This window comes from Clostridium sp. ATCC BAA-442 (genome assembly GCF_964239415.1).
GTDB lineage: Bacteria > Bacillota > Clostridia > Oscillospirales > Oscillospiraceae > Flavonifractor > Flavonifractor plautii.
This window is the reverse complement of sequence record NZ_CAXSQB010000019.1, coordinates 31,836-46,147: the sequence shown is the minus strand read 5'-3', so window position 1 is coordinate 46,147 and position 14,312 is coordinate 31,836. Positions and strand designations below refer to the sequence as shown.

At 57.1% G+C, this 14,312-nt stretch carries 8 protein-coding genes and 1 pseudogene; 1 reads left to right on the top strand and 8 read right to left on the bottom strand.

The window, feature by feature from the left end; translation table 11 throughout:
* Positions 1–8 precede the first annotated feature (8 nt).
* From ACESY8_RS09945 to ACESY8_RS09915, 7 genes are all read right to left on the bottom strand, one after another.
* Positions 9–791, bottom strand: coding sequence for a recombinase zinc beta ribbon domain-containing protein (locus tag ACESY8_RS09945; protein ID WP_275556846.1), 783 nt, complete (start codon positions 789–791; stop codon positions 9–11).
* Between the two features lie 38 nt (positions 792–829).
* Positions 830–1,651 carry a recombinase family protein gene (locus tag ACESY8_RS09940; protein WP_275556845.1) on the bottom strand — a complete coding sequence of 274 codons (822 nt, stop codon included), beginning with the start codon at positions 1,649–1,651 and terminating at the stop codon, positions 830–832.
* Positions 1,652–1,672: 21 nt separating this feature from the next.
* Entirely contained in the window at positions 1,673–2,452 is a 780-nt protein-coding gene (locus ACESY8_RS09935) for a recombinase family protein (RefSeq protein WP_054339170.1), read from the bottom strand.
* Positions 2,449–4,005: a recombinase family protein gene (locus ACESY8_RS09930; RefSeq protein WP_087360771.1), complete on the bottom strand. Its 1,557-nt coding sequence runs from the start codon at positions 4,003–4,005 to the stop codon at positions 2,449–2,451. The genes ACESY8_RS09935 and ACESY8_RS09930 overlap by 4 nt, the downstream gene beginning before the upstream one ends.
* Before the next feature lie 208 nt (positions 4,006–4,213).
* On the bottom strand, positions 4,214–4,366 hold the full coding sequence (locus ACESY8_RS09925) for an SHOCT domain-containing protein (protein WP_164468436.1): 153 nt from the start codon (positions 4,364–4,366) through the stop codon (positions 4,214–4,216).
* A complete protein-coding gene (locus tag ACESY8_RS09920; RefSeq protein ID WP_434307711.1) occupies positions 4,363–6,297 on the bottom strand; it encodes an ATP-dependent DNA helicase in 1,935 nt (644 codons plus the stop codon). Before ACESY8_RS09920 ends, ACESY8_RS09925 begins: the two co-directional genes overlap by 4 nt.
* 313 nt (positions 6,298–6,610) lie before the next feature.
* Entirely contained in the window at positions 6,611–6,952 is a 342-nt protein-coding gene (locus ACESY8_RS09915) for a DeoR family transcriptional regulator (protein WP_054339169.1), read from the bottom strand.
* A 581-nt stretch (positions 6,953–7,533) separates the two neighbouring features.
* Between ACESY8_RS09915 and ACESY8_RS09910 the strand changes: the two are divergent.
* Positions 7,534–8,714: pseudogene (locus ACESY8_RS09910) on the top strand (IS256 family transposase).
* Positions 8,715–8,875: 161 nt separating this feature from the next.
* Here ACESY8_RS09910 and pbp4b read toward each other — a convergent pair.
* A partial coding sequence (pbp4b, locus tag ACESY8_RS09905; RefSeq protein WP_498794723.1) for a penicillin binding protein PBP4B occupies positions 8,876–14,312 on the bottom strand: 5,437 nt, incomplete at its 5' end.

Below are 14,312 nucleotides of genomic sequence, written 5' to 3'. Positions count from 1 at the left end.
TGCTTTGTTCAGCACAGCTTTTTATCTATCTCCAGCCCTGGATACTTGAACTTGATGTGGAGGGTCTCAGCATCCAGCACCGTAATCTTCTCAACTGCCATACGAACCTGCTCATCCTGATATTCGGTGTTGACCTCCAGCCTGGCCATCCACTCCCTCAGCTCCGCCATGCGAGACGCCTGGTTGGCGCTGTGGACGGCATCCAGCTCCAGAGCGCTGATCCTCTCCTGAATGGCCTGTTTCTCGTCCACAAGGGCCTTGAGCTGGGTGGTCAGGGCTGAATCGTCCATGCGTTCCAGCACTTGGTCCAGTAGCAGGGCTTGCTGGGCATTGATGTCCTTCAGCCGCTGGCGCAGGGTGATGAGACTGGCCCCGTCAGACTCCCCGCCGTTCCAGGCCACGGCAGTGAACTCCAGCAGATTTGTCTTTACCTCCGTACCGGCCTGGGCAAATTCGTTGAGGGCCTCCAGGATGGCCCGGTGGAGCTTCTCCTCGGCCAACGTGGGGGAGCTGTGGCAGTATTTCGTCCCAAACTCCAGCCGGGAGACGCACCGCCATACGATCCGCTTTTTCCCGTTCCGCGCCCAGGTCACCCGCTTGTAGGGGGAGCCGCACTCACCGCATACCAGCAGCTCTGTCAGGGCGTACTTGGCGGAATATTTGCCCAGCTCCGTCCTGCCGGACCTCAGCATTACCTTCCGCTTGCTGCTCCTGCGGGTCATCTCCTCTTGTACCCGGTGGAACAACTCTCTTGGGATGATGGCCGGGTGGTTGTTCTCCACATAGTACATGGGCCGCTCTCCGTTGTTCCTGCGGACCGTTTTGCTAATCAGTCGGTGATGTAGGTCTTGCCCAGCAGAGCGTCGCCAATGTAGCGCTCGTTGGTCAAAATGCTCTGGAGTACGGATCTGGTCCACTTCTGGATACCCTGAGCGGTTGGTACATGGTCGGCTTCCAGTTCCTGTTGGATCTGAATCAGACTGCACCCGTCCAAGTACCTGCGGTAGATCCGCCGCACCGTCTCCGCCTCCTCCGGCATGATCTCCGGCTTGCCGTCCTCTCCCTTGCGGTAGCCCAGCAACTTCTTGTATTGGAAGGAGACATTGCCCGCTTTCATACTTTTCTCTTTTCCCCAGCTCACATTCTTGTTGAGGGATTCGCTCTCCGCTTGGGCAAAGCCGCTGAACAGGGTGATGAGGAATTCGCTGGACTCTGTGAGGGTGTTGATGTTCTCCTTCTCGAAAATAACGCCGATCCCGCGCCCCTTCAGCATCCGCACGGTATCCAGAGAGTCCACGGTGTTTCGGGCGAAGCGGGAGAGGGATTTGGCCAGGATCAGGTCGATCTTCCCTCGCTTACAGGCGGCAATCATCTTGTTAAACTCCGCCCGCTTCTTCATGCTGGTGCCAGAGAGGCCCTTATCCGCGAAGATGCCGGCCAGCTCCCAGTCAGGGTTGTCCTGGATCTTATGGGTGTAGTACTCCTTCTGGGCCTCATAGCTGGTGAGCTGCTCCTTGCTGTCGGTGCTGACCCGGCAGTAGGCGGCCACCCGCTGATGGCCCTGCCCGGGGCCTCTGCCTCCCCCTGTTGGGGGACTTTTTGTGGCGGGGATAACCCGAACCCTGCGTTCCATTCCCTGTTCCATGTTCATTTCCAGTCCTTTCCCGGTGGTCTATTGGAAAATAACCGCCACCGTGTTGTCTGCCGATATGGTGATAGAAGAGACCGCCTGCCGGATGCGGTTGAGATCCACATCCAGCGGACGGTCTGCATTCTCATATGGAGCTGCCGCGGGGCAGCAGTCGTACCGGGCCGAAGCGCCCTGCAGAATCAGGGAGACAACCTCCTCCGGTGACTCCGGGTGTTCCAGCCCGCGGTTGATGGCATTGGTCAGGCGAATGACCTCACTGGAGGGCTGGTACGGCTCCTGGCGGGACGCCTTGTGCTTCGCCCACTGCCGGGCCACCTCATCCAGCAGCCCGGCGTCCGCAATGGTGACCATAGCGGCGCAGCGGACACATTTGAGATACAGCATATCCGCCCTGCGGCCCTTCCCAGCCAGCCGGTGCAGTGTTCCGCCACATTGGGCGCAGCGCATACAGTCCTTCAGCCGAAGGGCTGGACGGTCCGGCCTGGGGTCGTATCCGGCTGTTTTCTCTTGGATCATTGCCTGGACGGTCTGGAACATCTCGTCGTCAACGATAGCCGGATAGCCGTCCCGGCCAATGTAGCGGGGATTCTCCAGCAGGCGCTTGACCTTGTGCTTGTTCCATTCGGGCCGTTCCCGGCTGTAAGGGATGTGTTCTTCATTCAGGGTATCCGAGATCTTTTGATAGGACAGGCTGGCAGCGTAGAGGGAGTACACCCTGGAGACAACAGCGGCCTCCTCCATCACGACGGACAACCCGCCATCTTGAATTTTGTATCCATACAATAGCTTCCTGTTTGTCATCTCACAGCCTCCTGTAGTTGCTCCACCAGCTCCAGACCACCCCACATCCGGAAGCGGACGCGGGTCTGGGACTCCGCGACGATCCGTTCCACCAGCGTGTCGAACAGCCCTTCATCGAAGCCGTCCAGCCGTTCCGTGCCCTGCTGTACGGCCTCTGCCGTCTGGCGCAGGGCCTCCGCCGCTTCCTCAATGTCGTCGTTCTTGAGTAGCCTGCGGCGCTCCGCACGGAGCTGCGTCAATTGGGCATTGATGGCGCTCTGCTTGGCGGCTCCGGCTTCCGCGTCCAGCAGTCCGGCGCTCTGGAGCTTGCTGATGTTGTGGCTCTGCTCGGCGGCCTGGGCGATGGCCTGGTTGACCGCCAGCATGGCGGGGTTCTCCCGCAGAAGGGCGGTCCGCAGGCCGTCCAGCTGCTCCAGCATGGGCCGCAGGACAATCCCTTCATTCTGCTTCAGCCTGTTGTACATCCGTACAAAGGCAGCATAAAATTCTGCCTCTGGAATTCGGCCATTGGGACAGTCCGATGCTTTCTTATCGTGCTTTCGACATACCCAAGCCGAAAATCCTTCATGAATGATTCGCCGCGAAAATACTGTTCCACACGTTCCACAATAAATTTTAAGTGTCAACGGATAGGTATGCTGCGTTGTTTTTTTATGGCTGGATCTACGCTCAAGTAATTTCTGTGCCTTTTCAAATATGTCTCTTGAGATAATAGCAGGGTGAGTATTTTCAATATAATATTGATCTCGCTCGCCTTTGTTTACTTTATTTTCAAATGGAAAATTATCCGTTGTGTAAAATTTCTGACATAAAGAGTCCCCAACATATTTTTCATTTTTGAGGATATAGCGAATAGGATAATCCCACCATTTATCTCGTCCGAAGCCAGTCGGTATACTCTGTTGTGTCAAAGCGGCCGCTATTTTTTCTACGCTCCATCCATTTACATATTTTTCAAAAATATATTTAACGACCTTTGCTTGTTCAGGATTAATAACAAGTTCTTTCCCTTTTATATCATATCCATATGGGGCGTAACAGGTAATGAATTCTCCGCGTTCCATACGCCTCCGGTAGCTCATCTTTTGGTTTTGAGAGATGGAGATGGATTCCTGCTGAGCCAGGGATGCAGAAACGCTCACCATCAATTCCGTGGTGAGCGTTCCAGTGTCAATATTCTCTTTTTCGAAGTAGACGGATACCCCCAGCCTGAACAGCTCCCGCAGGGAGGCGAGGCAGTCGCGGGTGTTGCGGGCGAAGCGGGAGATGGACTTGACCAGCACCTTGTCGATCCTGCCCTTTCGACAGTCGGCCAGCATACGGTTGAAGTCCTCCCGCTTGTCCATTCTGGTACCAGTCAGCCCCTCATCCGCGTACACGTCCACCAGCTCCCAGCCAGCATGGCCGTTGATCCGTTCCGTGTACTCCTTGATCTGAGTGGCATAGGAGTGGCGCTGATCGGCGGAATCAGAACTGACCCGGCAGTACGCCGCCACCCGCAGGATGTCCGGCTGTACCGCCTTGGGTGGGATCACAGTTACATTTAACGCCATGCTTTCCAACTCCTCTCTGTTCTATTTTATCGCTCTATGATATGGCAGTTCTCCAGATTGTCCAAATAATTCCGAGAGGCCTGGTCAGCGCTGCCAACCCGGCCATATACCGACACGCGCAGTGAGGTTTTCTGTTCCATTCACGGGGCATCCGTCCTTCCCCGTTTTTGGCAACAACAACACTACCACACCTTGCCCGGAATAGCTATCACAATTCCCGAACAGTTACCGGACGGTATTTCTCCGCCGCCAACCGCTGGATGACAGCGGCCTCATCCTCCGTAACAAAGCTGGCCTCCCGCATCTGGGCCAGAATACCCAGGGCGATTCGGTACTGCAGCTCCGTCCTGGCGTTGATCATGACACCGCTCCCTCCTGGAAGTAGCGCTCCGTCTTAACGGTTCGGATAAACTGCTCTACCTCCGTCAGACTGTCCGTGACCGGCATCTCCGGCAGGGTGGCGATTACATCCATAAAATAGCGATGGTCTTGGGTGGCCCGCTCATCCAGGATGGCCACCACGCAGGTGTCCGTCTCTGTGCGAATGGCCCGGCCAAAGCCCTGCTTCAGTTTGATCTGCATCTCCGGTACCACCACCGCCCGCAGGAAAGCACGGAGCGTAGGGTGCTTCTCCCGCTCTTTTTCCTTGCGGGCATCGGGAAGGGGAAACGGCAGCCTGGGGATGATAAGCAGAGACACGCAGTCGCCTGGGAAGTCAAAGCCCTCCCAGGCCGCGCCGGTGGCCAGCAGGACACTGCCGGGGCTGGCCCTGAACTGCTCCATGGTATGTGCGCTGTTTCGTCCCAGCGTAAACAGAGGGTAGTTCAGCGCCCCTCTCCGCAGCCGCTCCTTTACGGCGGACATGGCGGCGTAGGAGGTGAATAACGCCAGGGCGTGGCCATGGGCCGCGTCCAGCAGGGCGATGATCTCCTCCGCCAGTTGGTCGTAGTAGTCCTTGTCCCCCTGGCTGGGAGAGATGTGGGGGAGATACAGCAAACAGTTTCTGTTATAGTCAAAAGGGGACGGTGCGACGAATTCCCGCACACGGCCATCCGCCAGCAGGCCGGTCTCCCCCTTAAAATGCCGGAAGTCACGGCCCACGGCCAGTGTGCCGGAGGCCAGGACCATCGGCTTGTCCTGCAGCCAGAGGGTCTGGCGGAACTGAGCGGTCAGGTCGGCGGCGGAGGCGCACAGCATGGAGCCGCCCCGCTCATCCTCTGCTGTGTAGAACACCATCTCAGGCCGCCGGCTGCTGAACAGTTCCGACTTGCTGGATACCTGCTCCAATTGTTTTCGGGCGCTGGGCGTCAGGAGGTCGCTGAGCTGCTGGTGGATCACCAGGAGTGTCCGGTTCGGACCTGCCAGCAGGCCAGCGAAATAAGAGAAGGGCCGTTCTGTATCCCACGGCCTGGACAGCTCCTTCAGCAGAGGTTCTGCCGCTGACGCCAAAGTCTCGGACGCCAGCAGGTAGCGTTCCCGACGCAGGCTGTGGATCAGGGCCCGCAATTCTTCCGCCATGAACGTGATGCCAAACATTTGCTGGGCGGTTTCCGGCAGCTTGTGGGCCTCGTCAATGACGAGCCCGCTGTATTCCGGGAAGATGGGCCGCTTCCCCGTGCTGCGGTGAATGGCGTCTGCCAGAAGCAGGTTGTGGTTGCAGATTTGAAATTGATACCTTCCGGAATCACACACGTCCATAAAGCAGAGATACCGGCAGTCACACCGGCCACAGTCGCATATCTGGGGAACACATACGCGCTCCCGGTCATAACCACTGAGATGGATCGCCAGATCCAGGTCCAGATGATCCCGCAGAGACAACAGGGCCTCCCGCGCCTTGGGGTTTTTCCGCTCCAGGTTGACAACTTGCAGCCGCTGTCTCAGGCGCTCATCGCACACATAGTGGGACTTGCCCTTGCGTATGATGGCGCGCAGTGGAGTCCGCAGGATGCCGTCTACCAGCAGGAGTTTGGAGAGAAAAGGCAGGTAACTGTTCACCACCGCGTCCTGGAGGGCGATGCTGGAGGTGGAAATCAAAAGCGGAAGCGGTGTCAAGCCCTGCGCGGCCCGGAAACGGTGGAATGCCGTCCCGGCCACCAGATAGGCATAGGTCTTGCCGATTCCAGTTCCAGCGTCACAAAGGGCGATGCCGCCGTCCAGCATAGCGTCCAGCATCTGGTGGCTCAACACGATCTGTGCCGGACGCTCCGCCATCCCCTGGGCAGGGAGCAGGCTTCTGAAAATATGGTCGATTTCGTTATGGACATTTTGCCTGTTATCCTTGGTATTCATCCATGAATATCCCCCTCATTTGGTCTGATTCGTTTTTTCTCATCGTATTTGCGGCTCGCCCCCAGATGAGTTGGGAACAGTACGGACAAGGTTTGGCAGACCTTCACAGGCATACTCCCAGGGCCTCTGCTGCTTTCAACCCAGGGAATATACGACGGCCTTGCCGGGGCCGTGTTATATAGGCGTTATCGCTCACCAGGGGGGCTTGTCTGCCCCCTCTGGGTCCTGGCGCGCCATACATATTGTCTATGTAGGATTCCGCACTGCTGGTATGAAATTGTCAAAGAACAATGGGGCCTGTAGTCAGGCTCCTTCAGGAAGCAAAGTGGGTGAGAATTCGATTCATCTCATCTAAATCTTCACCATACAGCCCAATAGCTAGGCGTTTGAGCAGCGCTGTTTGTTTGGGAGTCAGTTTTGGCCGGTCCTGAAAGTACCAGTCTGCCATCCTGACCCCACCGCCATATCGGCCACGGACAGTCTCAATTGGGTAAGTAAGTGTGAGTTCTTCAATATCCCGGCGAATCGTTCGCTCACAGACACCAAGTTCCATCGCCAGATTTTGAATGCTATCACTCCGACGCTGACACAGCAGGCTGATAAGCTGCTGCTGCCGATCGTTCATCCTCACACTCTCACCCCCTTTCACCTCCATGGCCGAATCATACAGGTTAAAGCGGACAGCTCATGTCCGGATTAAAAACTTTTTTCGATATTTTTTGTGTCAGCAAGTCATAACCACCGGCTAAGCCGGTGACTTGAGCTGGCCCTATAAGGGCCTATTACCGGCATGCGTCTCAAGACGCGCTGAAATTTATTCCACTCGCATCGCTTGCCCCACGGCCGGTAAACGGGCAACTACTGTTCTAACGAAAGTTTTTCATCGCTGGTAACCCGTTGTTAGCAGCTCACTTCGCTCGATGCTTGAAGCTAAAGCTTTGTTACGGGGCACCTCCACCGGCAGAGCCGGTGGTTTCCCGACCCAATAAAAAGCGTCCATCCAACTAAAGAGCTGGATGGACGCAAAAAGAGCCGCTTGATCTCGTTGGCATACGCCGTTGAGCATCCTCACCATATTTTGTCCACTGCTTTAATATGCTTTATTTTGCGAGAAATACTTGACACTACCATGCCTAGGTTAGGTAAAATAGGTTTCGCAAAAAGAAAAAGACATGGTTTGCAGATCTCTGGTAGAATGAAGTCGCGACACACCATTCTGAAAGGAGACAGCAAACCATGTCTGAAAAGATTGTACAGCTTAACGAGGAAGTAATCAAGGGGCAGCTCAAGGAACTGGTGCGCGGCAGCGTCGAAGAAACCCTCAATGAGTTGCTGGAGGCCGAGGCAGAGAAGTTGACCCAGGCTGCCCGGTACGAGCGCAATGAGCAGCGCCAGAGCTACCGCAACGGCCACTATAACTGCAACCTCACCACCACTTCTGGGGATATTACCCTCAAGGTGCCCAAACTCAAGGGAATCTCCTTTGAGACAGCTATTATTGAGCGGTATCGCCGCCGGGAGAGTAGCGTGGAAGAGGCACTCATTGAGATGTACCTGGCGGGCGTATCTGTCCGGCGTGTAGAGGACATTACCGAGGCTCTGTGGGGCAGCAAGGTCTCTCCCTCCACCATTAGTGAACGAAATAGAAAAGCGTATGTCCACATTGCGGATTGGCGGAACCGTCCTCTGCAAGGTGGGGGGTATCCGTATGTCTATGTGGATGGAATCTACCTGCGCCGCAACTGGGGCGGAGAGTTTGAAAATGTGGCCATTCTGGTAGCAATTGCGGTCAATGAGGACGGATACCGCGAGGTTTTAGGTGCCGCTGAGGGCATGAAAGAGGACAAGGCCCAGTTGGATTAGCTTCTTCCAGTGGCTGCGTGGCCGCGGCCTGCGTGGCGTGAAACTCATCGTGCTTTGGTATGCTGGAGGCTGTGAGAGAAGTGTTTCCTGAGGCCAAATACCAGCGGTGTACATTCCATTTCTATCGCAATGTTTTCTCTGTAACGCCTCGTTCCAAAGTGAAGCTGGTAGCCAAGATGCTCAAGGCGGTCCACGCTTACGAGAGCAAGAAGGCCGCCCGGGAGAAGGCCAAATCCGTTGTGGAGGAGCTGCGCTCCATGAAGCTGAAGGAGGCTGCCAAGAAGGTCGAGGACGGCATTCAAGAAACGCTGACCTATTGCGATTTTCCCAGCGAGCACTGGACCCGCATCCGTACCAACAATGTCATTGAGAGGCTAAACCGGGAGATCCGCCGCCGCACCCGTGTGGTGGGCAGTTTCCCGGACGGCAACTCTGCTCTGATGCTGGTCTGTGCCCGGCTACGCCATGTGGCCGGCACCCAGTGGGGTAACAAGAAGTACATGAATATGAAACACTTGGAGGCTGCCGTTGAGGATGCTTCCATTGCTGGCTGACTTCATTCATGCCAGAAGCTGCAAACCTTTTTGCGAAAAAATCTTGACACTTCCCCACAGGGTCCTCCATTATTTTGTACTTTTGGCGAAATGTCTTGAAGAAATATCCGCGGGCAGGCTGTAACGCCTTTCCCCGGATATTTAGAAAAAGATATGGCGGTTTACTCGCTGAGGAAACGCATCAGCATAACGGCTACCTCGGCGCGGGTAGCGCTTTCGGTGGGAGCCAGCAGGTTACCGGGCTTGCCGGTGAGAATGCCCTCACCCACCGCCCAAGCCATGCCATCGGCAGCCCAAGCGTGGACAGCGGTGCTGTCACCAAAGCTGTTGAGCACAGCGGTGTTCGCCTTGGCATCCTCGCCGGAGGCGATGGCATACCGATGCAGGATGGCGGCAATCTGCTCACGGGAGACATTGTCGTCGGGGGCGAAGCGGCTACCGCCCACACCCTTGACAATGCCCTCAGTAGCAGCCCAGTTCACCGCGTCGCTGTACCACTTGCCGCCGGGCGCATCGGTAAAGCCGACTGAGGTGGTGACGGAGGGGGAGCCTGCCGCGCGGTAGAGCACGGTGGCCAGCATGGCGCGGCTCATAGTCATATTGGGCGCAAAGCTACCGTCAGTGACGCCTTGGAACAGTTTCTCCTCGGTGACAAACCGGATGGCATCATATGCCCAGTGGCCGTCAGACACGTCAGAGTAGGGATTCTCCCACTCAGGCTCAGTGGGCTTTGTATTGCCCCCGCCAGTAGGGGGAACATAGGGGGTAGTTCCATGGACAAGCAAATCAGCTACAACAGGGCAGTGGTCAGAGGCTTGGCTGTTGATAACAAAAGAATTCAGAACATCAATGGAAGAGGGAGTGGTAAGAATGTAATCAATTCTTCTGTCCGGTGAATTGGAGGGGAATGAATTGCAGTCTCCCTTTCCTTTCAAAGCCCCTGCATCGTCAAATTTTGCAAGAAGCGGATCAAATACCTCAGCGGCGGATCCGTCCGCCACGTCGGCATTCATATCGCCGGCCAGGATGGTGGGATAGGCTTCCACATCCATGATCTTGAGCATATCATTGACCTGATCCAGACGAATAGTATGCGGATAGTCGTGAGGATTCTCTCCGCGGTAATCCAAGTGGGTATTGTATAGCCGGACATTTACGCCGTCCACATCCACGACGATCTCACCAAAGCCGGGTGTGGTACCGGGGAAGTTGGGATCGCCAGGCTGGGGATCACCGTCCTGAGTACTCCAGCGGGTGATCTCATGGTTGTCGGAGGAGATAATAGGATATTCACTGAGGAAAGCCACACCGAAGCGCTCATTTGGATACCCAGGCCCTCTGGAGGAGGGTTTATCATAGATATAGGCATAGAAAGATTCCATACCGGTCATCTCAGCCAAAATCGCCAGAGTATCATCAAAGTTGCTGCGCTCACCCCAGTTGACATCGACCTCCTGGAGGCAGACAATATCGGCTCCTGAGTCGGTAATTACATTAGCGATAGACTGGAGGTCATAATTATTGCCCATATTCTGGCCAAAATGAACGTTATACGTCATGACACGAACCAAGCGGTCATCATTTCCAAACTTTGCCAACGCACAAAGCTGAGCGGATACAGTATCTACCATGGCGAGGTTTGCGGTAGTGGGACGCGCTTGAGCTGTCTGGTAAACCAGATCGGAGATGCACTCAGTGGAGCGGACAAGGGGATGAGTGGGGTCGGTGATACCCTCGGCCGCCGCCAGACGGATCTTATCCACAGCCATATCACCCAGCAGAGCGTCCAGCGCAGGCTGAATGTCATCGGCGGAGCTGTTCTCAGTCAGGCCCTGGTACAGAATGGCGGAGACAAAGCCCAGGGTGGAGGCAGTGTACCAGTTGCCGTCGAACTGATTGGGGTTGGCCTCCTTGTTAGTGACGTGGGAATTGATTTTGTTGGTCAGGTAGACCACAACCAGATCCTGCTCGGGGTCAATGGCGGTAAGAGTGCCGGTCCAGCCCTGGTGGCCGATGGTGTCCCGGGATGCCTGGACACCAAAATACCAGGGACGGCCGCAGTCGCCCTGCCGCCACCAGCCCTGCCCCCAGGTGGAGGAGGAGTCCTTGCGGGAGGTGAAGTACTCGTTCACATTTGCGCTAAAGAGACGGTTGTCGCCGTAGCCGCTCTGATTGAGCATGACCTGAGCCAGCGTAGCGAGATCCTCAGCGTTGGCAAAGAGACCGGCGTGTCCGGAGACCCCGCCTATGGCGTAGAAGGCCTTCTCGTCGTGAACCTGGCCCTGGATGGTGCCGGTACGGTTGCCGGTGAAGTCAATGGCACCGTCGCGGCTGTTGCCGTTGAGCTCGGTGGCGGCGCAGTCGTCCTTCTCAAAGCCGTTCTCAAGGGGATTGTAGGTGATGTGCTCCAGGCCCATGGGCTGCCAAAAGTTCTCCTTCAGGAAGGTGTTGAGATCCTTGCCGGCGACCTGCTCGATGATGAGGCCCAGGAGCATGTAATCCACGTCGGAGTAGACGGTCTTGGTGCCGGGCTCATAGACCAGGGGGGCCTTGCAGATGGCCTCGGCCACCTTGTCCTTGCCGATGGCGTAGAGCACGTTGTCGGTGTTGGGGTCGGGCAGCTGGGTGACCTGGTTGAATTTGTCGTTGTGGAACTGGGGATCGGGGGCGAAGCCGGCCTGGTGCTGGAGAATGTCGGCCACAGTCAGCTCGGCCTTCCAGGCCTTGGCGGTCTCCAAGTCGGGCGCACCGGTGCCGTTGGCAGTGTCGTACTTGATTTCAATGGTCTTGGCCACAAAACCGGGGAGGTACTTGGTGATGGGATCGTTGATATTTAGCTCGCCCTGGGCCACCAGATACTGGATGGCGTAGTTGGTGGCGTACATCTTGGTGTTGGACGCCAGGTCGTACAGGGTGTCGGTGGTGACGGCGGGGCTGTCGGTCTTGGGCGTACCGTCGGGGGTGTAGGCGTTGACGGTGCCCCAGGCGTTGGAGTAGACCATGCTGCCGTCCTTGATGATGGCCAACTGAGCGGAGGTGAAGCCGTTCTTCACGTCGTTGCTGACGATGGAGTCAATCATCTCCAGGGTCTTGGCGTCAATACTCGCGTTGGCCAGAGCCTGGGGGTCATCGGTCTTGTCCACCACAGTGGGGTTGACGGCCACCATGAGCATGGTCTGGCGGGCGGTGTCGATGGGCATGTCGGTAACTTGGACGCTGTTGCGGCCGTTGACGGTGCAGGCAGACACGTCCACAGCAAAGGAACCGGTCTGGCCTTTCATGGCGGTGGTGTCCATCTCGCGGCCGTTGACAAAAATGCGCAGGGAGTCAACGGGATTGTACAGGTAGAAATACAGCGTACCCTGGCCCTCGTAGCCCTCAAACCAGGTGAGGCTGTTGTTGTAGCAGTAGGAGGTAGAGGCGCTGCCCCACTGGGGGAAGTAGACGGCGTTCTGGTCGGAGCCTGCCGTAAATTTGCCGCTCTCATCAGTGCCGGGTATGGAGTCCACGGCAGCGGCGGTCATGGCGGGGCGGGCAGGGGCGGAGCCGCTGACATTGATGGCGTCGATGCGGCTCTGGAGCTCCTTCTCCCACTTCTCCGCGTTGGTGTTGTTGTTCTTATTGTACTCAGTGCCGTCGTAGGAGCTGTCCACATAGGAGGCCACATAGCGCTTCAGGTTGTCCAGCACGGTCTGAGCATAGTCCTTGGTGACCTGGGTCTGGCGCTTCTCCGCCCAGGTCACCACCAATTCGGTGAGGGCAAAGGCGTCGTTCATATGGGCGTTCTCATCATAAGCGCCCTTGTGGGTGGTCATCAGCTTGATGCGCTCGGTGGCGAACTGGGCCAGCGCGGCGTCCATGGCGTCGGGGGTGGAGGTGAGGGACTCATACACAAAGCCCACCACAGAGCCCAGGCTACCCAAAACCATGTTGTCGGCATAGAAGTCGTTGGCGTCCACCTTGTTGTCCAGCACGGGGGAGTTTTTCTTGTTGGTCAGCAGCACCACAACTAGATCCTGCTCGGGATCAATAACGGTGAGGGTACCAACCCAGCCCTGGTGGCCGATGGTGGAGCTGGAGGCATGAGTGGTGAAGTAGTTCACACGGCCCACCTCAGCCTGCCGCCACCAGCCCAGGCCCCAGGTGGGGGCGTCCAGGCTCTTGGGCTTGGTAAACTCATCCATAATGTCCTTGGAGAAGAACTGGTTGCCGCCATAGCCACCGGTCAGCATAACGGAGGCCAGTTTGGCTAGATCCTCGGCGTTAGCGAAGAGACCGGCGTGACCGGAGACGCCACCCATAGCGTAATAGGCCTTCTCGTCGTGAACCTCTCCCTGAACAGTATCGGTGCGGACATTCTTAAAGCTGATGGCGCCGTCGCGGGTGTTGCCGTTGAGCTCGGTGGCGGCACAGTCGTCCTTTTCAAAGCCGTTCTCAAGGGGATTGTAGGTGATGTGGGTCAGGCCCATGGGGTCCCAGAAGGTCTCCTTCAGGAACTGGTCCAGACCCTTGCCGGTGACCTGCTCAATGATGAAGCACAGCAGCATGTAGTCCACGTCGGAGTAGACGGTCTGGGTGCCGGGCTTATAGGTCAGGGGAGAGGCCAGCACCTTGGTGAGGGTGGTGGCGCGGTCCTGGGAGAACAGGGGGTTGTCCACGCCCTGTTCGGGCTTCTGGGTGACCTGATTGAACTGGTCGTTGTGGTACTGGGGGTCGGGGTCAAAGCCGGCCTGGTGCATCAGGATGTCCCGGACGGTGAGCTCGGACTTCCACTGGAGAATCCGGGCCTGATCCTCCTCGCTGGTGCCCGCCTTGAAGATGGTTTTGCCCTCGTCATCAAACTCGGGGAAGAATTTGGTGATGGGGTCGTCCAGAGAGATGTCGTACACGTTGGGGCCCTGAGTGAGTATGTACTGGAGGGCGTAGTTCACCGAGTACATCTTGGTGTTGGAGGCCAGATCGTACAGGGTGTCGGTGGTGACGGGGACATAGTTCTCGTCACCCTCCTCAATCCGGCTGCCGTCCTTGTTGTAGCCGTTGACGGCGCCGTAGGCCTCGCTGACTACCAGCTTGCCGTCCTTCACCACGGCCAGCTGCGCGCCGGAGAAGCCGTACTTGACCTCGGCGTCAATGTAGTTGCCGATGATGCCCAGAATTTCCTCGTCCATGCCCACGTCGGCGGAAGTGCCCTCAATCACGGTGGGGTAGGGGATGCTGACGGTGACGGCGTCCTCCAGGCTGGAGGGGGTGATGGCGGAGACCTGGACAGTGTTGGTTCCGTTGACGGTCAGGTCGGAGATATCCACCCGGTAGGTCTGACCGCCGCGCATGGAGGAGGTGTCCACCTCGGCGTTGTTGACAAACAGCTGCAGGCCGGTGACGCCGGTGGCCAGGGTGACATAAAGCTCGCCCTGCTCCTGATAGCCGCCAAAGCTGTACAGGCTGTTCATGGCCAGAGTATCGTCCACATACCCGGCCCAGTCGGGGAAGGTAACCTGAGCCTGCCAGTCCTGCTTGGGCAGAGACGCCCAGGTAACCCTCCCCTGAGAGACCGCGGCAGCGGGCTCAGACGCGGAAACGGCGCCGTTTCCGGGGGGG

What these genes read in the sequence shown, in the direction of transcription:
- ACESY8_RS09930 (WP_087360771.1), bottom strand. Translation starts at nt 4,005, where the DNA reads ATGGCGTTAAATGTAACTGTGATCCCACCCAAGGCGGTACAGCCGGAC.
- ACESY8_RS09915 (WP_054339169.1), bottom strand. Translation starts at nt 6,952, where the DNA reads ATGGAGGTGAAAGGGGGTGAGAGTGTGAGGATGAACGATCGGCAGCAG.
- ACESY8_RS09925 (WP_164468436.1), bottom strand. Translation starts at nt 4,366, where the DNA reads ATGATCAACGCCAGGACGGAGCTGCAGTACCGAATCGCCCTGGGTATT.
- ACESY8_RS09920 (WP_434307711.1), bottom strand. Translation starts at nt 6,297, where the DNA reads ATGAATACCAAGGATAACAGGCAAAATGTCCATAACGAAATCGACCAT.
- ACESY8_RS09945 (WP_275556846.1), bottom strand. Translation starts at nt 791, where the DNA reads ATGTACTATGTGGAGAACAACCACCCGGCCATCATCCCAAGAGAGTTG.
- ACESY8_RS09935 (WP_054339170.1), bottom strand. Translation starts at nt 2,452, where the DNA reads ATGACAAACAGGAAGCTATTGTATGGATACAAAATTCAAGATGGCGGG.
- ACESY8_RS09940 (WP_275556845.1), bottom strand. Translation starts at nt 1,651, where the DNA reads ATGAACATGGAACAGGGAATGGAACGCAGGGTTCGGGTTATCCCCGCC.